Here is a 19,636-nt window from a genome sequence, read left to right on the forward strand (position 1 = left end):
CGTATGCCCGCTGGGTCAGGAAGAGGGTTCGGCAGGTGGTGGCGGGGCTGTTTTGGGGGTGGCAGAGGCTTGGGCGGACAGGGAAGACCGCAGAACTGCATTTGTACCTCCTGCGGTTTTGTTGCCTCGAAACAACCCGGTTCACCCTGTTTTCTCACGCCATGCCCCAAGTGCGGGGCGCGTATGGCCCGCAAATTCGAGAGCGAAAACTGACGGTGCATATCGGGTATGAATAGCGAAACAGCGCGACTACAACGACTGGGACAGGGGCAGAGGATAGCCCTGATTGCCACCTTGCTGACCCTGCTTCTGGCCATCGTCAAGGGGATTGTCGGGCACTGGTTCGAATCGCCTTTGCTGGTTGCCGACGCCGTGCACAGCGCGGGCGACGTGGTCACCATAGCCGCCTCGGGTTTCGGCCTCTGGCTCGCCGCCAGAAAAAAATCCGAACAATTCCCCTATGGCCTGTACAAGGCCGAAACACTGGCCGGCCTGTTCATCGGAGTGGTCGTGCTTTGGGCGGGGATCGAGATGGCCCGTGAAGGGTACGACAAGTTTTTCCACGCCGGCACAGCCATCGATTTTCCACTCCTGCCGGTCCTGGCCAGTGCGCTATCCATTGGAGTCGACTATGTCCTGGCACGGAAGGAGAGAGAGGTCGGACTGGCCATAAACTCCCAGTCGCTTCAGATCAAGGCTAGCGACACCCTGCTGGACACCTACGTTTCCTGCGCGGTCCTGGTCGGCCTGATCCTGGCTTATCTGCGCATTCCCCATGTGGAGGGGTGCCTGATCCTGGTGATCTCCCTGCTGATCCTCAAACTGGGGGGAGAAACCGTCTGGGTCTGCCTGCTCTCGCTGCTCGACGCCAACCTGGATCCCGACGTGCGGTCTCAGATTGTCGGCAGGATCGAGGAGATCAATGGGGTCATGGGCACGCCACAGGTCAGGGTGCGCCGTTCAGGGCCGTTCAGGATGGTGGAATGCACCATCGAGAGCAACCCGAACCTCCCGCTCTACCGTGCCCATGAACTGGCGGACAAGATCGAGGATGTCGTAACCGGCGAGTACCGGGATATCGAGACGGTTTTCGTCCATGTCGAACCGTCGCGGGACAGAGCTATTACCGCCCTTATCCCGGTGGCGGAGATGAACGGTATCGACTCCAGAATCCACGCCCACTTCGGTCGGAGCCCCTATTTCGTCGTAATCAGTATTTCGGAGCATGATACTGAAATCATTGACTTCTATCTTAACGAGTTCCTCGGCGAGAAGATCCATATCGGGGTGAAGATCATAAAAGCGCTGCTCCAATGCAAACTGGGCCTGCTCTTCACCCGCGGCATCGGAGAACTCTCCTTTTACATGCTCAAGGAGAATTTCATCGATATCTATGCCGTTACGGAAGAGCTCACCGTGGGTGAAATTGTCCAGACCTACCGGGACGGCCGCCTTCCCCGACTGACGACGCCTACGCACTCGCTGGAAGAATCGGAAACCGTAACAAATGAAACCGGAGAGACCATGAGAATACAACCATGAAAGCTTTTGGGCCGGTACCATCGCGACGATTGGGGCGCAGCCTGGGCATCAATTCCATCCCACCCAAGGCATGCACCTACTCCTGTGTCTATTGCCAGGTGGGACGAACGTCCCATCTCCAAGTTGACCGCCGTCTGTTCTACCGGCCGGAAGAGATAGTCGAAGAGGTTGCGGCAAAGGTCGAACAAACGCGAGAAGCGGGCGACGTCATTGACTACCTGAGCTTTGTTCCCGATGGTGAGCCGACCCTGGACATCAATCTCGGCCGCACCATTGAACTTCTGAGACCGCTCGGTATCAGGATCGCGGTAATTACCAACGGCTCCCTTCTCTGGCGGGAAGATGTCAGGGAAGAACTGGGCAGTGCGGATCTAGTGTCGATCAAGCTGGATGCGGTGAGCGAGAGCATTTGGCGCGGCATCGACAGGCCCCACGGCTCCTTAAGCCTCGAAACCGTCATGGACGGAATACTCGGCTTTGCACGATCGTTCAGGGGAGAACTGATGACGGAGACGATGCTGGTGCAGGGATGCAACGACCGTGACAGGGATATGGAACAGGTCGCGGATTTCGTGGCGTTGCTTGCGCCAAAAACAGCATACCTCGCCATCCCCATCAGGCCTCCTGCCGAGAGCGGGGTAAGGCCCCCTGACGAGGAGACAGTCAACCGTGCCTTTCAGATTTTCAGTCACCGTATCAGCCATGTTGAGTATCTGATCGGCTATGAGGGAGACAGCTTTTCCGGCAGCGGCAATCCGGAACAGGATTTGCTGGGCATCACCGCCGTCCACCCCATGAGGGCCGAGGCAGTGGAGAAGTTCCTGGGAGAAAGGGGACAGGACCGCACCCTGCTGCAACGACTGCTGGCGGAAGGGATTCTGGTGGAGACGGAATACCGGGGCATGAGATTCTTCCTGCGCAGGTTAGGAGCGCATCAGGTCAGGCCAGAGCAAGAAGCTGCTCCCTGAGGCACAGGTCGCTATATATCAAAAAACACTGCGCTCTTGACATCCACCATCAATGGGTGCTTTCTTGGCAATTTCGGCATTGAGCCACACCATTTCACAAGGAGTCGACCATGAGAACACTCTGCTTTGCCCTGTCCCTGCTGCTGTTGCCCCTGTATGCCCATGCCGCCGATATCGCACTTGGCGCCGGCGTAGGTCTGAAGGATGTGTTGAACGAGCTGTGCGCGTCCTACACGGCCCGCAATCCGTCGGTCAAAATAACCAAGAGCTACGTGGCCTCGGGAGCACTGGCAAAACAGATGGACAGCGGCCTGAGCGTAGACATCGTACTGGTGGCCAACCAGCAGTGGATGGACTACCTCAAGGGTAAGAAACATGTGGAGAGAGCATCGATCACACCCTTTGCCTACAATAGTCTGGTCTTCGTCGGCACGAATCAGGGAGCTGTGCACGGCATGCACGATCTGGCCGGGCTGAACAGGATCGCCATCGGCAGTCCCAAGATCGTGCCGGCCGGCGACTATGCCCTGCACGCCATACGTAAGGCGGGCATGGAAAAGGCGCTGGAGAGTAAGCTGGTCATGGCGAGGGACGTGCGCGACTGCCTGATGTACGCGGAGCGGAACGAGGTTGACGGTGCGTTCGTCTATCGCAGCGACTCCCTGAAGTCCCACAACGCAAAGTTGCTCTTCAACGTCCCCCAGGATCTGTACCCCCGGGTCGTCTATCCCATGGCCATGACCGCCAGCGGCGCCAGGCAACCGGAAACGGTGAGCTTCTACAAGTTCCTGCGTTCGACGGAGGCCACCAGGGTTCTCAGGAAGCACGGCTTCGAAATACAGTAAGAGTCGGCGTCACAAACCGCACACCCATCAGAGGAGAGGAAAGAAAACTGACATGGATATTCTGGACAGAGCACAAAAAGAGCTGAAACGCATCGTTGCCGAGCGCGGACTCGACCTGGCCGAACGGATTGCGATCCGGTCACTGACACCCGACGAGGCCATCGGCACGGCTGACGAAACCTTCGTCATCAAGAAGGGCAAAGAGCGGGTCATCGAGGCGCGCTTCCGCGACAGCGCCGGCCAGGCCTTCACCGACGCACCGGGAAACTGGGAGGGAACCCTGGGGGAACTACTGGAACTGGATCTGACGGAGAACGGCTGGCGGGCTGTCTTTACCGCCGGCTTAAACGCCGTAACCAGTCATCTCGGCCTGGCCAGCGGCGTGATTCACTGCAGGGACGACGAGCCGACCAAATGCGGGGCCGAGATGCCGGAACTGCTGCGCCAGCGTTTCAAAGTCCGCCGCTACGGCATGATCGGGCTTCAACCGGCCATCCTGAAAGAGATGGTGGACGCCTACGGCACCTCGGGCATGCGGATCATGGACCTGAACCCGGACAACATCGGTGAAAAACGGGAAGATCTGATCGTCATGGACGGGGAGAGGGATCTGTCCAAGCTGGTGGAGTGGTGCCAGGTCGGCTTGGTCACCGGTTCCAGCGTGGTCAACGGGACCATCAACGAGATACTGGAGCAGTTCCAGGCCGCCGAAAAACCGGTGATCTTCTTCGGCAACACCATTTCCGGGGTGGCGGCACTGCTGGGCCTGGAGCGGATCTGCCCCTACGGACACTGAAAACGTCCAGAGATCCATGATCCATGCGTCTCTGAAAGCGGTGCTGCCACCCAGAGGTGGCAGCACCGGTAGTGATCTACCAGTTTTCACCCAGCAGTTCGAAGTGATCCCGGGGATGGATGCAGGCGGGGCAGAGTTCCGGGGCTACCGTGCCCGTGTGCAGGTAGCCGCAGTTGCGACAGCGCCAGGTTACCTCGATTTCGCGCTTGAACACGCGGCCGGCCTCGATATTGGCCAGAAGATCGCGGTAGCGTTTTTCATGCTGCTTCTCGGCCACGGAGATGGCCCGCCAGGCCTGGGCGATTTCGTTGAACCCCTCCTGGGCGGCCACATCGGCGAAGCCGGGGTAGAGCTCGCTGTGCTCTTCATGCTCGCCGTTCGCTGCGGCCAGGAGGTTCTCAGTCGTCGTGCCGATCCTGCCGGCGGGGAAACAGGCGGTGATCTCCACATCGCCCCCCTCCATGAACTTAAAGAAACGCTTGGCATGCTCCTTCTCCTGGGAAGCGGTCTCCTCGAAGATATCGGCGATCTGCACGTACCCTTCCTTGCGGGCCACGCTTGCGAAGTAGGTGTAGCGGTTGCGGGCCTGGCTCTCTCCGGCAAACGATTTTAGCAGGTTCTGTTCGGTCTTGGTTCCCTTGATACTCGGCATCTGGTGAGTCCTCCTCTATGGTTGTTTGGTGGTATGCCCCCTCTCGGGGGTAAGCCGCACTCAAGGCGGCAAACAAATAGTCCATTCTACAATCAGGTCGGTTGGGCGTCTCCTGCAAGACAGCGGGCGCAGACGCCGTACACGACCACGTTGACTCCGTCGAGCCTGCCCCACGAATCCACCTCTCCCGGCAGCGGCGTCTCATCCAGCAGCGGCCAGTGGAAGTCCATGATTTCGTTGCAGCGCTTGCAGATGATATGATGGTGGCGCTGCCGGGTCGTGTCGAAACGCGCCTGACTCTCCACCGTCTCCAGGCGCTTGACCATGCCATGGGTGACCAGAGTCGTCAGGGTCCGGTAGACCGTATCCAGCGAGAGGGTCGGGATTCGCCCGCGCAGCCTGCGATACAGTTGTTCAGCTGTAGGATGATCCCTGGCCTCCATCAGCTCCCGGTAAATCTCAAGCCGCTGATGGGTAACACGCAAACCTGACTCGCGGAAAGTCTGGGTCAGGTGATCTATGCTGTTGGAGAGTGGTGTCATGGCAGCCGCTTTTAGTAATTATTCTTATTTAGTAAAAATAACAGATAAAGAATATTTGTCAAGCTGCCATTTTTGATCATCGCCGTGAAGCGTAAACAGTTCTCCTGTTCATTCTCGTTTCACCCTTCGTAGAATCCGTGCTATAAGGCGGAGCAGGCTGGTAGCACTGACGCTGCCGCTGCAATCAGCCGGAGCGAGTCATGAGGAAAATAGCTATAGTGCCAGCCCTGCTGCTGATCTCAGCCATGTTCGCAGTGGCGGAGTACAGTGGACAGGGTGAGATCATCTTTCCGGAAATCGCGGCACTTGCACTGGGCGCATGGATCATGGAAAGGCCTCCCTGGCAGGGCTCGGCTCTTCATTTCTGGATCTCTCCCACCCTGGCGGCCCTGACCGGAGTGCTGATCGTTCGCTTTTTTGACTACGCACCCTTTCCCATGATAACGGCGGCATTCTGTCTCGTGGTCCTGCAGCTGAAACTGCTGCGCTCCGGCGTGCTGCCATCGATCTCGGCCGCCATACTGGCCATCATCACCCGTTGCGACAGCTGGCAGTACCCGCTCTCGGTGTGCGTTCTGACCGCTACGGTCAGCCTGGGACATCGTTATCTGAACAGCAACGCCCCGGTCGGGAAACCGGCAACAGGAGCGGGGAAGGAGCCGGAGGAAAACGTATGGAGCCAGACGGAGTTTGCGCACTGGGGAAAACTGCTGGCCACCGTGATGCTCATGTCGACCGTTGCAAGCGTTTCCGGACAGATGTTCGTGGTCGCCCCTCCCCTGATCGTGGCTTTCGTGGAGTTGTCCAAACCGGGGGGAAGGCTGCGTGACAGGTGGGGCGCCATCCTGGGACTGCTGGTTTTTGCGGCCTTCAGCGGCGTGTTCTGGTACGCCCTGTTGCATACGACCCTGGGCTGGCCGCTCTGGCTGAGCGCCTGCGTGGCGACGCTGACGGTCTTTTTTGCCTACAACCGGTTGCGCTTCCCCTTTCCTCCCGTCGTGGCCATCGCCCTGCTGCCAACGATCGTGCCTGCGGAGAGCCTCTGGTCCTACCCCTGGCAGGTGGCGGCGGGAAGCGCGGCATTCATCGCCATCAGCAGAGTCTGCTTCGGACAGTGCGAGCGAATACCGCTGAGTAAAACATCATCAACTGAGTAAACTCAGGCAGTTCAACATACTGACTAACGGAGAGTTTTTATGGAATTTCATGTCAAGGCAGTGGGAATCATTCACAGCGACCACGCAACAAAAGAGGAAGCGCCTATCCAGGGGATCTTCCGGCCGGAGGCCCTGGGAACCGTGGAGATCTTCCCCGAATTCAGCGAGGGTCTGAAGGATATCGAACTGTTCAGCCACCTGTTCCTCTTTTACCGCTTCGACCGGGCCGAGCCGGGCGAACTGGTACGCCACCCCTTCCTGGACGACGAGCCCCACGGCATCTTCGCCACCCGCCACCCCTGCCGCCCCAACTGCATCGGCATCACCGTGGTCAAACTGGTGGAGCGGCGCGGCAACCTGCTGACGGTGAGCGGCATCGACGTGCTGAACGCTACGCCGCTGCTGGACATCAAGCCGTATGTCCCCCGCTTCGACTCCCACCCAGAGGCAACGGAGGGGTGGTTCAGCGGCAAGCAGGACCGTGCTAAACCGGCCAACAGTGAGTAGGTTGGTTCCGTGAAAAGAAGTACCGCCTTGGGTTACACGCACCATACGAGAGAGGAGAACATACCAGTGATTAGCGCATACGCCACGCAGCAAACCTTCGACCACCTGGAACTCTACCGCGCCTTCCTGGAGCGGGAGACCGACGCAACCGGCACAGTGGTGCTGCACCACGGCCGAGTCAAACGGCCGGGGAAACAGGTCGCCGACTTCAGCTCGGTGGAGCTGAAGTCACTCGTTGCCGATGTTAACGAACGCCTGGCAGCCATAGCCCGCCTGGCTGAGGAACAGTTTAATCTCAACCAGGTCCTGGTGGTGCACCGCCTGGGAACCATCCATGCCTGCGATTCGGTACTGCTGGCGATCGTGTCCGGCAAGACCCGCGACCGCTGCTTCCAGGCCTGTTCCTGGATCGTGGACGAGGTCAAAAAGGAGGAGTTCATCCAGCTGATCGAGATGGAGTGATCTGTAAAGCGGAAAAGCCCCTCTGAATTCTTCCCGGTTTGCGCCCGTTGTTATAGATCGTATACTCTTCACGAAAGCAGCCACCACACAATGGCCCCGACTCCGATTCCCCCTTTGGGCCGTGAAAGGTACGACCTGCCATGCCCCTCCGTATTCGTTTCTTATACTCTCTTCTCGCACTGGGCTGCATCGCCCTGTTTCTGAGCGGGTGCGAACGGAAGCCGATCCGCATCGGGTTTGTGGGCGGCATGTCGGGGCGCGTGGCGGACCTTGGGGTCGGCGGCAGAAACGGCGCCCTGCTTGCCGTAGAGGAGAGAAACGCCCGTGGCGGCATCAACGGGCGGCCGGTTGAGCTGATCATCCGCGATGACGAGCAAAACGTGGAGACCGCCAGAAAGGTTACCCGCGAACTGACGGAGAGCAACGTGGAGGCGCTCATCGGCCCCATGACCAGCAGCGTGGCGCTGGCCATGGTTCCCATCGTCAATCAGGCGCGACTGGTCACGGTCAGCCCCACCGTGACCAGCACGCAACTCTCCGGGGCGGACGATTACTTCCTGCGCGTTCTCCCGGACACCTCCACCTACGCTCCCAAGAGCGCCCTTTTTCACCTGAAAAAGTCCGGCCTGCGCCGGGCCGCCATTGTGTACGACACGGGCAACAGCTCCTACACGACCAGCTGGCTGGCCGGTTTCAGGAAGAGCTTTGAGAACAGCGGCGGCAGCATCGTCGTCAGCAGATCATTCACCTCCGGTGAAAACATCGCCTTTTCTCCCATCGTGCGCGACCTGCTCCGCCACGACCCCGATCTGGTGGTCCTGGTCTGCAACGCCGTCGATGCCGCCCTGCTCTGCCAGCAGATTCGCAAACTGGACCGCCGCGTCACCATCACTGTATCCGAGTGGGGCTCCACGGAGCGCTTCATCGAGCTGGGAGGCTCCGCCGTAGAGGGCGTGTACTTCGCGCAGTTCATCAACCACGGCGACGTGACGCCCCGCTACCGGAACTTCCTGGCTTCATACCGGACCCGTTTCGGGCAGGATCCCGGCTTCCCGGGGCTGGCCGGCTATGACGCGGCAAACGTCGTGCTGGACGCCCTGACCGCACGGAAGGGAGACGCTTCCCTTAAAGACACAATCGTCTCTGCCGGCAGCTATCAGGGGGTCCAGAGGAAGATCGTCCTGGATCGTTTTGGCGACGCCAGGAGCACGACCTTCATCACCGTGGTTAAAGACGGTCGTTTCGTAACCCTCGAGTAATCAGCAATGAAAATCCGCTCACTCCGTCATCTTCTTACCATCCGCTCAGCCTGGGTAGCCGTGGTTCCCTTCCTCTTCTCGGCGGTTCTGGGGTGGTTCTGGCTGCGCCCCCAGGTCATCGCCGACTCGGAAGAACATCAACGTCAACTGGCCGCGGCAATCGCGTCGCGCACGGAAGAGTATCTCGTGGCATCATCCCAGGAGATCACCAGAACGGCCTCGGTCGTCGCCAGGGGGGTCGTCAGTCCATCCGCGACCCAGGAGTATCTGGACACCGTGCTGACATCGTCTCGGAATCTGGCTTCCCTTGCCTTCACCGATGCGGCCGGCCGCATCTCGGCCATTGCTCTTCCCGGCGAAAAAGCGCCCCTGGGCCGGGAGATGATCGGGAACGATCTCTCGCTCACAAACGCGGTGCGCCAGGTGCGCGCCTCCGGCAGACCGGCATGGTCCGATGCGTATCTCTCCCCGATGGGAGGAGGGCTGACCGTGGCCTACGCCACTCCGGCAGCCAAAGGCGTGGCGCTGGGAGAGATCTCCCTCTCCCAGCTGGGCATCTTCCTCAGGGGGATCGCCGAGCAGGGGAAACAGTCGGTTTTCATCATCGATCGGCGTGGACAGGTAATCGCCGACCAGGAGGGGCGCTTCACCGCGCGGCAGTACAACCTGACCAACCTGGAGATCGTGAGGGAGGGGATTGCCTCCAACAAGCCGGTAACCCGCAGTTTTTCCTTTAACGGCGTGAAGGTGGTGGGCTGCCTGATCAGGGCGCCGATTCTCAACTGGAACATCCTGGTTGCTTCCCCCGTCGAGCTGGCCTACCGTTCGGCGCTCACCACCACCGGCATTTTCGCGACGGCGCTCTGTCTGGCGCTGCTGATGGCGTATGGCCTGAACCTGATCATGTCACACTCCCTGGCAACCAGATTGGAGGAACTGGTCACCCACGCCCGCAGAGTCGAGTCGGGTGTGGAGGCAGGCGACTGGCCGAAAGGCCCGGTGAGTGAGTTCAACCTGCTCGGCGAGGCGCTCCAGTCCATGGCCGATGCGCTCCACGAGCGGGAAAACCGCCTGAACGCGCAGCTGTTTTTTTTGCAGCAGTTGATGGATTCCATCCCCGTTCCGGTCTATTACAAGGATGCCGGCGGGCTGTATCTGGGATGCAACGCGGCGTTCGAAGTGTTAATAGGTATGCCGAGATGCGACATCGTGGGGAAAACCGTGCACAACGTGGCTCACAGGGAGCGTGCCGAAAAACATCACGAGGCGGATACGGCCCTGCTCCGCCATCCCGGCGTGCAGACATATGAGACAAGCGGTATGTATGGTGACGGCGAATTTCACGACGTTATTTTCAACAAGGCGACTTTTTTTGACGCTAACAACCGCGTGGCGGGAATTGTTGGAGCCATCATCGACATCACCGAGCTCAGGAAAGCCGAAGAAGAGCTCAGGGAGAGCGAGGAGAAGTTCCGGGTGCTGGCGGAGACCTCCCCGACCGCCATTGTCGTGTATCAGGGAGAAATGCTGGTCTACGTCAATCCTTCCACCGTCCGTTTGTTCGGCTACGACCAGGCAGAACTGCTGACCATGAAATTCTGGGAGTGGGCTCATCCGGAATGCCGAACGACCATAAGGGAGCGAGGGTTGGCGCGACTCCGGGGTGAGCCGGTTCCAAACCAGTACGAGCTGAAATTCGTCAAAAAAAACGGTGAAGAGGGATGGGTGATCGTTTCCGCCGGCAGGATCGAATATGGGCGCAGACCGGGAGGCATAGCCACCTTTGTGGATATCACCGAGGCTAAGCGTGCCGAAGAAAGAATGAAAACAGCCCTGACGGAAAAGGAAGTGCTGCTCAAGGAGGTCCACCACCGGGTCAAAAACAACATGCAGATCATCTCCTCGCTGCTGGAACTGCAGTCGGATTCCATTGTCGACGAACGGACGCGAAGCTGTCTCCGGGAAAGCCAGAACCGCGTCAGGTCCATGGCCCTTATTCACGAACGACTCTACCGATCGAAAGATTTTTCCGCCATTGATGTGGGAGAGTACGTCAGAGACCTGTCCCAGTACCTGTTCGATGCCTATGTCGTTGATAGCGAACGGATTTCCCTGAACATCCAGTCTGGCAACGTGGTTCTTGAGATCAGCCGGGCGGTGCCCTGTGGCCTGATCATCAACGAACTTATTTCCAACTCGCTGAAGCATGCCTTTCCCGACGGACGGAGGGGTGACATTTTCGTCCGCATGAGCAGTGACGCGGAGATGATCACCCTGGAAGTCGCCGATACCGGCGTGGGCATGCCGGTTGGCCTGGATTTCAAAAACGCCGAAACACTGGGGTTGCAACTGGTGAACCTTCTGGCCAGGCAGTTGGGCGGTCATTTCTCCTGCCAGGGAGGGCACGAGGGGGCGGTAACAACCGTTACATTCCCACGACAGTCGTCCGCCTGAATCCGTCGCCGGGCAGGTTGGTCATGGCAAGAGTTCTGGGCGCCGGGATATCCGGCGGAATGGCGCTAAAACTGGTTATTCTGCTGAGGTTCGGCTGGAACGGCGGCAGCATCACGGCGGGCGGCATGATCGCGGAACACCTCGTTGATGCCGCGGGGCAACAACTTGAGAACACGCATGCAACAGCACCTCCCCAATCAAAATGAATGAGCCAAACCGCAACATACCACACCACCATTCCCATCCAACACATTCATGAAATATGCTTACAGCACACACGGCTGAATCCAACTGATCAGCCTCACAAACAAAACCGTTGACATATGAGTTTTTTGTATATATTGTTTTTCATATATTCAAGGAGGCAGATATGTCGACGATAGCAGCATTCCTTAAAAACAGATACAAATGGGGTCTCGGTCTGCTCATGCTGGTGGTGCTGGGGGCGGGATGGCGCTATCCCTATCTCGGCTTCATGGTTCCACTGGTCATGATTGCCGGCCTGGTGGGCTCATCCTACAAGAAGCGAGTGGTATGCGGCACATTCTGCCCGCGGGGAAGCTTCCTGGATACCTGGTTCAAAGCACTGGGCGGCTCCACCAGGGTACCGGCCTTCCTGATCAGTCCGCGCTTTCGCTGGAGCCTACTGACGGTGCTGTTTTCCTTTTTGTTTCTCCAGCTGGCGGGAGACATGGGCAGCGTCAGCCACTGGGGCACGGTCTTCTGGCGGGTCTGCCTGATAACCAGCCTGATAGCGCTGGTGGCGGGAGTGCTCTACCGGCCGCGAGCCTGGTGTTCCTTCTGCCCCATGGGCACCATACAAGGGGCCATTGCCGGCGGGAAGCGCTCCACGAGAATCTCGACACCCTGCGTCGACTGCGGCATCAGCGGAAAAAATCAGTACCAGGGATCCACACCGGATTGCACACTTCAGGGAAAACAATAGAGTCATCGACAGCATGCCGTAAGCGGCCCGCTGGACCTGCACTACAACAAACGGAGGAGGAGAAAACATGAGTAAACGGATCATTGTCATTGGAGGATCGGCGGCCGGTCCCAAGGCCGCGGCACGGGCAAAACGGCTCGACCCCTCGGCAGAGGTAACCATCATCCAGAAGGCGCCGGAAATGTCCATGGCGTCCTGCGGCTACCCCTATTTTGTGGCTGGGGTATTCAACAACCGCAACGCCCTGATCAGCACACCCTACGGCGAGGTTCGCGACCCCAACTTCTTCGTGAACACCAAGGGAATCCGTGCCCGCACCGAAACCGAAGTAACCGCCATCGACCGTACGCAACGTACCGTTACCTGCCGTGACCTGAAAAGCGGCGTCCTCGACCAGTTGAGCTATGACAAGCTGATCATCGCCACCGGTGCCAAGCCGCGCAAACCTCCCGTACCGGGCATCGACCTGGAAGGGGTGACAACGCTCCAATCCATGCGTGACGCCGATTTCCTGCGCCGTATCCGCGACGAGGGCGCCGTCAAAAAGGCGGTGGTCATCGGCGGCGGCCTGATCGGCATTGAGACCTGCGAGGCATTGCAGTTGTCCGGCATCGACATCACGGTTATCGAAATGCTGCCCCAGATCCTGATGTTCCTGGACTGGGAACTGGCCGAGATACTGGAAAACCATGTGCGCAGCAAGGCTGCCAATGTGATTACCGATGTCAAACTGGCAGGATTCCTGGGTGAAAACGGCAGACTGACGGCGGTCAGACTGGAGAATGGCACGGAACTGCCGTGCGAACTGGCGGTGCTGGCCATCGGCGTCATTCCCAACACAGATCTGGCCCAGGCAGCCGGACTTACCATCGGCGCCACCGGCGGCATCCTGGTGGATGAACACCTGAGGACCTCCGACCCGCATATCTACGCCGTGGGCGACTGCATCGAACTGGTGCAGCGCATAACCGGCGGAAAAACCCGCGCGCCCTTCGGCGACTTGGCCAATCTGGAGGGACGTGTGGCCGGTGAGAACGCCGTACTGGGCGACAGCGTCACCTTCCCCGGCACCTTCCACACCGGTATCTGCAAAGTTTTCGACTTCAATGCCGGCTCCACCGGCCTCTCGGAGGGCAAGGCCCGCCAGGAAGGCTTCAACGTCGCCACGGTGATCAACGCAAGTCTGGACAAGCCGGAGTTCATGGGCGCCAAGCTGCTCATCTCCAAGATGGTGGTGGATGCCGACAGCGGCAGACTGTTGGGCGTGCAGTGCGTGGGGCCGGGCGACGTGGGCAAGCAGATCGCCACGGCGGCCATGGCGCTCTTGGGGAAACTGACGGTTGCCGACCTGGTGAATGCCGACCTCCCCTACGCGCCCCCCTTCTCACTGGCCATCGACCACTTCATCGCCACCGCCCACCTGATGGAGAACAAGCTGAAAGGGAGGCTGAACGGCATCGGTCCTGTCCAACTCAAGGAGAAGCTGGACAGGGGAGAGACCCCCTTCCTGCTGGACGTGCGTACCCCGGACGAGTTCGACATGATGCGTATCGGTATCGGGGAGACGTTGATTCCCCTGGGTGACCTGCGGCGCAGGCTGGCCGACCTGCCCCAGGACAGGGAGCGGGAGATCGTCTGCTACTGCAAGATATCCCTCAGGGGGTACGAAGCGGCAATCCTGCTGCAGGCAGCCGGATGGAAAAACGTCAAGGTTCTGGAGGGTGGGGTCATGGCCTGGCCGTACCGGCGGGAGAAATGAGATTCATGACGCGTGAAACCTGAGCTTCGCTCAAAAGGAAGGATCCCATGTGGGATTATCAGTCCCTTGGCCGGGGTTATACCTAGCAGGGCACAATTGTGTTGACAGCTTACTCATTAACAACTAAAACAAACACCATTATATTGTATTCGGTTCAAGCCCTGTTTTCTGGTTGTGCTGTTCGCGTCAACATCCAACAATGCCCCACAAGGAGACCACATGAGTGACATCAGCAAAGTATGGGACAATCTGAACACCGCGGTCGTTGTGTCCGACCCTGATTTCAATGTAACCTACGCCAATAAAAGGGCTTTTGAGCTTTTTGAGGAACTGAAAATCGCCGGCCTGGAAATTGGCAAGAACATGGCCGCCTGCCACAAGCCGGAAACCATGGTTAAGATGAAGGGCATATATCAGGATTTTGCCGACAAGAAGAGCAAGATCAACTATCTGACCATGGATGGCCCGGATGGAACACTGACCATCGTCAATGTTCCTTTCTACGACGGGGATGCCTTGGCAGGCGTGGTTGAAATGGTTTTTGAAAGTAGCCTGGCCTGATCAAAGGGACAGGGAGTTTGGAAACTAAAAACAGACAGGGCCGGGACAATCTCCCGGCCCTGTCTGTTTTTAGTAATCAGTCAGGTGGCATGCCGCGATCGACCGTCCTCCTCGGGGAGGGGGATGCCGAGCCGCTTCATCCTGCGAAACAGGGTCGTCTTGTGAATACCCAGTTCCCTGGCCGCAGCCAGGCGGTTGAAGTTGTTACGTTCGAGGGAGGCCAGAATAGCCTGGGCATCCAGGATGTCGTGTGCTGAACGCACGTCGCCTTCCGCTGCCATTGCCCGGTGGGCGCGCAGTTCCTCGGAGAGGTGGCCGATGCCGATCTGCCCCTCGTTGCAGAGGATGAAGGCGCGCTCGATGGCATTCTCCAGCTCGCGGATGTTTCCCGGCCAGTCGTGGGCCATGAGCAACGACAACGCCTCGGCGGAGATCCCCGGAACCGATTTCAGCTGCAGGTGGTTGAACCGCTCGATGAAGCGATTCACCAGCAGGGGGATATCCTCCTTCCTGCGGCGCAGGGGGGGAAGTTCCATGCGCACCACGTTCACCCGATAGTACAGATCCTCCCGGAAGAGCCCCTTGCGCACCTGCTCGACAAGATCCCTGTTGGTGGCCACGATTACCCGCGCGTCGCTGGTTTCGGACGTGACCGCCCCCAGCGGCTCGAAACTCCGCTCCTGGAGCACCCGCAGCAGGCGCACCTGCAGGGCCGGGCTCACTTCGCCGATCTCATCCAGAAAGATCGTCCCTCCCCTGGCCAGGGCGAAACGGCCCGGTTTGTCCCGGGTGGCGCCGGTGAACGCGCCGGCCTTGTAGCCGAACAGCTCCGACTCCAGCAGGGTATCGGGCAGGGCGCCGCAGTTGACCGCGATGAACGGCCCTTGGCTGTGGGAACCCAAGGAGTGGATCGTGCGCGCCATGACCTCCTTGCCGGTGCCGGTCTCCCCCAGCAGCATGACCGTGCTGGGGCTGGCGGCTATGGCCGGCAGGATCTCGAAGATACGCTGCATCAGCGGGCTGCGACTGGAGAGATCCCCCACGCTGAACTTACCCTCCAGCTCCCGTCGCAGGGTTTCCACTTCGGACAGGTCGCGGAAGGTTTCCGCCCCGCCGATTACGCGTCCATCGGCATCCCGCAGCACGGCGGTGGAGATACTGATCGGGATGCGGTTGCCGTCGGCGTCGATGATGTAGCCCGACCTGCCGATCACCGGCTTGCCGTTCTTGAGGGTGCGCTGCAACGCGCAGTCAGCGCCGCACATGCTGGAGCGGAACACCTCGCCGCAGCGGCGGCCGATGGCCTCCCTGCGCGGCACACCGGTGATCTCCTCGGCGGCCCGGTTGAAGGAGGTGATCACCCACTCCATGTCAACGGTAAAGACACCGTCGGAGATGCTCTCCAGGATCGCCTCGGTGGGAGAGAGCAGGTTCGACGTTCCCCCTTTGGCCCGGGAAGCGGTCATGACCTGCTCCGATCCGGCCCACGGAGGGATGAGATCTCCCCCTGGCCATCCGGGAAACGTTTGCACCCGGTGGCGACCGAAACGGTCGGGACAGGGATGATCAGAAGCAGTGGGGGGGACATAATAGGGGATTCCCTTTGGACTCGTAGGCTGTGGTTGGCATCAAGTCAGGGACTATAGCAGTAATTCAGGGAAACGGAAAGCGCCCGGAAGCCGGACAGGGGCAAAACGCGCGGGGAAGGCGGAATCGGGAACAGTCTCAACTGAAACAACGACCTGATCGATGGGGTCGAGGGGATTATTCGCTGACACAAAGGCCGGAAACTCCCCCCTTCCCCCGTAGATGGCTACAGCCCCTTCTTCTCGAACCAGGAGAACAGCCCGATTCCGCCGGCGATGAAGAGCGGGATCAGCAGCCAGTGGCTGACCCCCAGGAGTTGCGGCAAGGTGAGCTTGCCCAGGTCTCCCCAGGCGAGCAGGCTGTTCTTCATCGCCGGATACGCCTCGGCGTACAGGGCGGCGCCGATCAGCATGCCCACGACACCCCAGAGCGCATCCCAGCGCCCCTCGCCCACGGCGCCCAGGGAGGTGCCAGGGCAGTAGCCCAGAAGCCCCCAGCCGATGCCGAATATCAAGCCGCCAGGGATGACGCCGCCCAGGATGGTGGCTTTCACCGACAGCTTGGCAATGCCGAGATCGTTCAGCAGATAGACACCGGTCATGCCCACCAGTACCGCCGAGAGCATGAATTTGATGATGGTCATATCCTTCAAGAGCAGGGCGCCCAACTGCCTGTCGTAGCGCAGCACCCTCCCCTTCTGCAGCAGGAAACCGAACAGTATGCCGGTAACCAGTCCGTAGATCAGCATGTTCATTGCTTGCCACCTCCGCCGTAGAGCAGGCGCGCCACCAGCATGCCGCCCAGGAAAAAGCAGGCCAGGGCTATGAAACCGCTGATCGCCATCTGCATGGTCCCGCTCAGTCCGTGACCGCTGGGACAGCCGTCGGCCAGGCGGGCGCCGAACATGGCGATGATTCCGCCCACAACCGCCGCCAGCGCACGCCTGGACCGACTCGGGCCGAAGCGGGCCTGCCACATGTCGGGCAGCGCCTTCCAGTGGAAGCTGCCCGACGTGGTGGAGGCGATCAGGGAGCCGAAGAAGACTCCCAGCACGAACATCCACTGCCAGTCGATCTTGGGCGCCTCCTTGATGAAGTACGCCATCGTCCCCACCCGCTCCGGGTCGATGCTTTTCTCGATCATTCCCGCCGTGCGCACGAAGGTGGTGGAGGCGCCGAAGTATTTGCCGGACACCCACAGCGACAGGGTGGATACGATGCCGGTCAAAGCGCCCGCAAGATAGGGGTTCCAGCCGCGGTCATTGTTCTCGTCCATCACCTATCTCCTCCAGCCGCTCCACACAGGCACGCCGTTTTTGTCCCTGAGCAGCAGCAGATTAGTCCCCTTCTTCACCTCGGCAGCGATGATGGTGGCGTTTCCCATCATGGTTACGCGGGAGCCCTTCACTTCGATCCTGTCCCCCTTTTCGATTTTACTGTCCAGGCGTTCAATGAACCAGGAGGGGCCGAGATGGACCGGGATGGTCTCCTTGTCCGTCTTCAGCGTCAGGTGGATTCCCGAGCCCATCCCCTTCATGGGCATCATCGTATCCACACTCACCACCTGACCGGAAACGCTCTCCACCGTGGCCTGATTGTACATCCGCTGATAAGAGCCCCTCATCCCCCATCCGCCACTGCCGCCCATGCCCTGGGCCATGGCCATTGTACCGGTAAGAAACACCACCACACCTGCCATTGCCACACGTACGAACCGTTTCATATGTAGTCTCCTTTTCACACTGGCGTTCCCGGTGATTGCCGGGGGACCCCGCCACGTTTCAGACCTGGTCACCGGCATGACGGCTCCACGGGAGTGTCACACGCCGATATCCTCGTTCCACAGGTCCGGCCTGTTGTCGATAAACTGGCGCATCAGGGCGATGCACTCCTCGTCCTGCAGCAGTTCCACCTGCACGCCGCGGGAGCGGAGCAGTTCCTCCTCGCCCCGGAAGTTCCTGTTTTCTCCAATGACCACCCGCGGAATACCGTAGAGCAGGATCGCTCCCGCACACATGGGACAGGGGGACAACGTCGTATACAGCACCGACTCGCGGTAGATGGCTGCCGGCATCCGCCCCGCGTTCTCCAGGGCATCCATCTCTGCGTGAAGTATCACGCTCCCCTTCTGCACCCGCCGGTTATGCCCCCTTCCCAGAACAGCCCCCCGGTGCACCACGAGCGAGCCGATGGGAATGCCCCCCTCGGCCAGCCCCTTCCGCGCCTCTTCTAAGGCGGCTTGCATGAATTCGTCCATATCCGTCTTCCCCCTCTCTCCGCTGGCGGCGGGAGTGTATCGTCTTCAAGTGTAGCCTCGGCTCGGCAACAGGCAATCTGCGGCGTCTCTTTTGTCAGCATAAAGGTCACGAATCGGGTTTCAAGCGGAGCAGCAGGTCAGCGGGGATTGTTTTGACGACGGTACGGCGGGATGCTATGGTTACGCGGCAAAATTCCAGGAAACATGGGGGGAGGATGAAATGCGCAGGATAGGTCTCTTGCTGGTCGCCCTGCTGCTCGCGGGGCAGGCGGACAACGCCATCCAGTACCAGGTGCTGTTCTTCTCCAACAGATTCAAAAAGCTGGAGAGACAATAGCGCGGCCTACAGTTCCAGCAGCCCCGCGAAATCCGCTGATGTGCGGTTGGCCGTGAATTCGGTGATCTGGTAGTCGGCAACCCCCTGCGCCCTGAAGGGGTCCTGATCCAGGATCTTTTCCAGTTCGGCGTGGGTGACGCCTTTTGCCAGGATCACCCCGCCATTGCGGGGAACCTTGCGGCCGGAGGCGATGAATACCCCCTGCTGGTAGAACCGGTCCAGAAAAGCCCGGTGGGCCTGGAGCTGACACTCCACCACCTCCAGCGGCTGTGTATAGTGCAGTGACACGATGAACATGAATGATCTCCCCAAGCAGCTTCAGTGGTTGACCAGCGACAGCATGGCGGCAAAAGAACGCTCCCCGGTCGCCAGAAGCGTTCACTCCAGCGCGGCGATGATCTTCTTCACCATGGGGTTGGTGACGCTGTAGCGCACCCCGGTCCCCTCGCGCCTGCCGGTGATGATGCCCCGGTTCTTGAGCAGCGCCAGGTGTTGGGAAACCGTTGCCTGGGGCAGACCCAGGCATTCCCATATATTCTTGACGTTGCACTCCTTGGTGCACAACCCTGCCGCTATCTTGAGCCGGACCGGATGACCGAGCACCTTGAGGATCTCCGCCTCCTGGCTGTAGTCCCTTGTTTCTGAAGATTCCATGAGCCGCGCCTTTGCTGGATGGTATGCCATGCTCCCCTGGCGTGGGTTCGCGAGAGCGGTGCGACGGAGAGCACGCCCCAACCCGCGAAAATTTCATTCATAATAGAGATATCCCCCCCGCTGTCAAGCCCGGCGTCGGGAACGGTGATACCAAGAGAGCCGGAATGCGCTTCTTCCCGCCCTGTTGTGCTTTCGACGTTTCCCGGTTCCTGATCCAGAGTCACGTGGCACTGCGACCTTTCAACAACAGCCAGGCCAGGGAGTAGGTTCCGCATCCCACCGGGAAAAAATCTTTGTTCTGCTGTTCAGGGGGCTCGTCTGCCGGAGACATTCACGCCTTTCCTCCCCTGGC

Annotated in this window: 22 protein-coding genes; 13 read left to right on the top strand and 9 right to left on the bottom strand. The window is 59.7% G+C overall.

Features of this window, described 5'->3' with window-relative positions; genetic code table 11:
* Positions 1-228: 228 nt before the first annotated feature.
* The 4 genes from PPRO_RS09730 (at position 229) to PPRO_RS09745 (ending at position 4,151) form a co-directional block, all read left to right on the top strand.
* On the top strand, positions 229-1,542 hold the full coding sequence (locus PPRO_RS09730) for a cation diffusion facilitator family transporter (protein ID WP_011735836.1): 1,314 nt from the start codon (positions 229-231) through the stop codon (positions 1,540-1,542).
* Positions 1,539-2,510, top strand: a complete 972-nt coding sequence (locus PPRO_RS09735) for a radical SAM protein (RefSeq protein WP_011735837.1) — start codon at positions 1,539-1,541, stop codon at positions 2,508-2,510. The genes PPRO_RS09730 and PPRO_RS09735 overlap by 4 nt, the downstream gene beginning before the upstream one ends.
* Positions 2,511-2,620: 110 nt before the next feature.
* Positions 2,621-3,355 (top strand): molybdate ABC transporter substrate-binding protein, encoded by a 735-nt coding sequence (gene modA, locus PPRO_RS09740; RefSeq protein ID WP_011735838.1) that lies wholly within the window; start codon positions 2,621-2,623, stop codon positions 3,353-3,355.
* A gap of 52 nt (positions 3,356-3,407) precedes the next feature.
* Positions 3,408-4,151 carry a Rossmann-like domain-containing protein gene (locus tag PPRO_RS09745; protein ID WP_011735839.1) on the top strand — a complete coding sequence of 248 codons (744 nt, stop codon included), beginning with the start codon at positions 3,408-3,410 and terminating at the stop codon, positions 4,149-4,151.
* 76 nt (positions 4,152-4,227) lie between these two features.
* Here PPRO_RS09745 and rbr read toward each other — a convergent pair whose 3' ends face one another.
* On the bottom strand, positions 4,228-4,803 hold the full coding sequence (gene rbr / locus PPRO_RS09750; protein WP_011735840.1) for a rubrerythrin: 576 nt from the start codon (positions 4,801-4,803) through the stop codon (positions 4,228-4,230).
* Between the two features lie 92 nt (positions 4,804-4,895).
* Positions 4,896-5,345, bottom strand: coding sequence for a Fur family transcriptional regulator (locus tag PPRO_RS09755; RefSeq protein ID WP_011735841.1), 450 nt, complete (start codon positions 5,343-5,345; stop codon positions 4,896-4,898).
* Between the two features lie 200 nt (positions 5,346-5,545).
* Here PPRO_RS09755 and PPRO_RS09760 point away from each other — a divergent pair, with 200 nt between their 5' ends.
* The 9 genes from PPRO_RS09760 to PPRO_RS09795 all read left to right on the top strand — a co-directional run bounded on the left by PPRO_RS09760 (position 5,546) and on the right by PPRO_RS09795 (position 14,450).
* Entirely contained in the window at positions 5,546-6,502 is a 957-nt protein-coding gene (locus PPRO_RS09760) for a hypothetical protein (protein WP_011735842.1), read from the top strand.
* A 39-nt stretch (positions 6,503-6,541) separates the two neighbouring features.
* Complete coding sequence (gene tsaA / locus PPRO_RS09765) at positions 6,542-7,009, top strand: tRNA (N6-threonylcarbamoyladenosine(37)-N6)-methyltransferase TrmO (protein ID WP_011735843.1); 468 nt, start codon at positions 6,542-6,544, stop codon at positions 7,007-7,009.
* Between the two features lie 66 nt (positions 7,010-7,075).
* Positions 7,076-7,471: a molybdenum cofactor biosynthesis protein MoaE gene (locus PPRO_RS09770; RefSeq protein ID WP_011735844.1), complete on the top strand. Its 396-nt coding sequence runs from the start codon at positions 7,076-7,078 to the stop codon at positions 7,469-7,471.
* 140 nt (positions 7,472-7,611) lie between these two features.
* On the top strand, positions 7,612-8,730 hold the full coding sequence (locus PPRO_RS09775) for an ABC transporter substrate-binding protein (protein WP_011735845.1): 1,119 nt from the start codon (positions 7,612-7,614) through the stop codon (positions 8,728-8,730).
* A 6-nt stretch (positions 8,731-8,736) separates the two neighbouring features.
* A complete protein-coding gene (locus PPRO_RS19505) occupies positions 8,737-11,184 on the top strand; it encodes a PAS domain S-box protein (protein WP_011735846.1) in 2,448 nt (815 codons plus the stop codon).
* A gap of 23 nt (positions 11,185-11,207) precedes the next feature.
* The gene (locus PPRO_RS20890; RefSeq protein WP_157039980.1) at positions 11,208-11,390 is read left to right on the top strand and encodes a hypothetical protein; all 183 of its coding nucleotides are present in this window, start codon (positions 11,208-11,210) and stop codon (positions 11,388-11,390) included.
* Between the two features lie 164 nt (positions 11,391-11,554).
* Positions 11,555-12,130: a 4Fe-4S binding protein gene (locus PPRO_RS09785; protein WP_011735847.1), complete on the top strand. Its 576-nt coding sequence runs from the start codon at positions 11,555-11,557 to the stop codon at positions 12,128-12,130.
* A 67-nt stretch (positions 12,131-12,197) separates the two neighbouring features.
* Positions 12,198-13,889 (top strand): FAD-dependent oxidoreductase, encoded by a 1,692-nt coding sequence (locus tag PPRO_RS09790; protein WP_011735848.1) that lies wholly within the window; start codon positions 12,198-12,200, stop codon positions 13,887-13,889.
* 219 nt (positions 13,890-14,108) lie between these two features.
* A complete protein-coding gene (locus tag PPRO_RS09795) occupies positions 14,109-14,450 on the top strand; it encodes a PAS domain-containing protein (RefSeq protein WP_011735849.1) in 342 nt (113 codons plus the stop codon).
* An 80-nt stretch (positions 14,451-14,530) separates the two neighbouring features.
* On the opposite strand, the gene PPRO_RS09800 is transcribed toward PPRO_RS09795, so the two are convergent.
* The 7 genes from PPRO_RS09800 to PPRO_RS09830 form a co-directional block, all read right to left on the bottom strand.
* Entirely contained in the window at positions 14,531-15,916 is a 1,386-nt protein-coding gene (locus tag PPRO_RS09800) for a sigma-54 interaction domain-containing protein (protein ID WP_011735850.1), read from the bottom strand.
* Between the two features lie 347 nt (positions 15,917-16,263).
* The gene (locus tag PPRO_RS09805; protein ID WP_011735851.1) at positions 16,264-16,791 is read right to left on the bottom strand and encodes a YeeE/YedE thiosulfate transporter family protein; all 528 of its coding nucleotides are present in this window, start codon (positions 16,789-16,791) and stop codon (positions 16,264-16,266) included.
* Complete coding sequence (locus PPRO_RS09810) at positions 16,788-17,312, bottom strand: YeeE/YedE thiosulfate transporter family protein (protein WP_011735852.1); 525 nt, start codon at positions 17,310-17,312, stop codon at positions 16,788-16,790. Before PPRO_RS09810 ends, PPRO_RS09805 begins: the two co-directional genes overlap by 4 nt.
* Before the next feature lie 3 nt (positions 17,313-17,315).
* Positions 17,316-17,759, bottom strand: a complete 444-nt coding sequence (locus tag PPRO_RS09815) for a hypothetical protein (protein WP_041532244.1) — start codon at positions 17,757-17,759, stop codon at positions 17,316-17,318.
* Between the two features lie 96 nt (positions 17,760-17,855).
* Positions 17,856-18,293 (bottom strand): nucleoside deaminase, encoded by a 438-nt coding sequence (locus tag PPRO_RS09820; RefSeq protein WP_011735854.1) that lies wholly within the window; start codon positions 18,291-18,293, stop codon positions 17,856-17,858.
* A 343-nt stretch (positions 18,294-18,636) separates the two neighbouring features.
* Positions 18,637-18,927 (bottom strand): YciI family protein, encoded by a 291-nt coding sequence (locus PPRO_RS09825; protein WP_011735855.1) that lies wholly within the window; start codon positions 18,925-18,927, stop codon positions 18,637-18,639.
* 81 nt (positions 18,928-19,008) lie between these two features.
* Positions 19,009-19,284, bottom strand: coding sequence for an ArsR/SmtB family transcription factor (locus PPRO_RS09830; protein ID WP_041532245.1), 276 nt, complete (start codon positions 19,282-19,284; stop codon positions 19,009-19,011).
* Between the last annotated feature and the right edge of the window lie 352 nt (positions 19,285-19,636).

Source organism: Pelobacter propionicus DSM 2379, from assembly GCF_000015045.1.
Taxonomy (GTDB): Bacteria; Desulfobacterota; Desulfuromonadia; order Geobacterales; family Pseudopelobacteraceae; genus Pseudopelobacter; species Pseudopelobacter propionicus.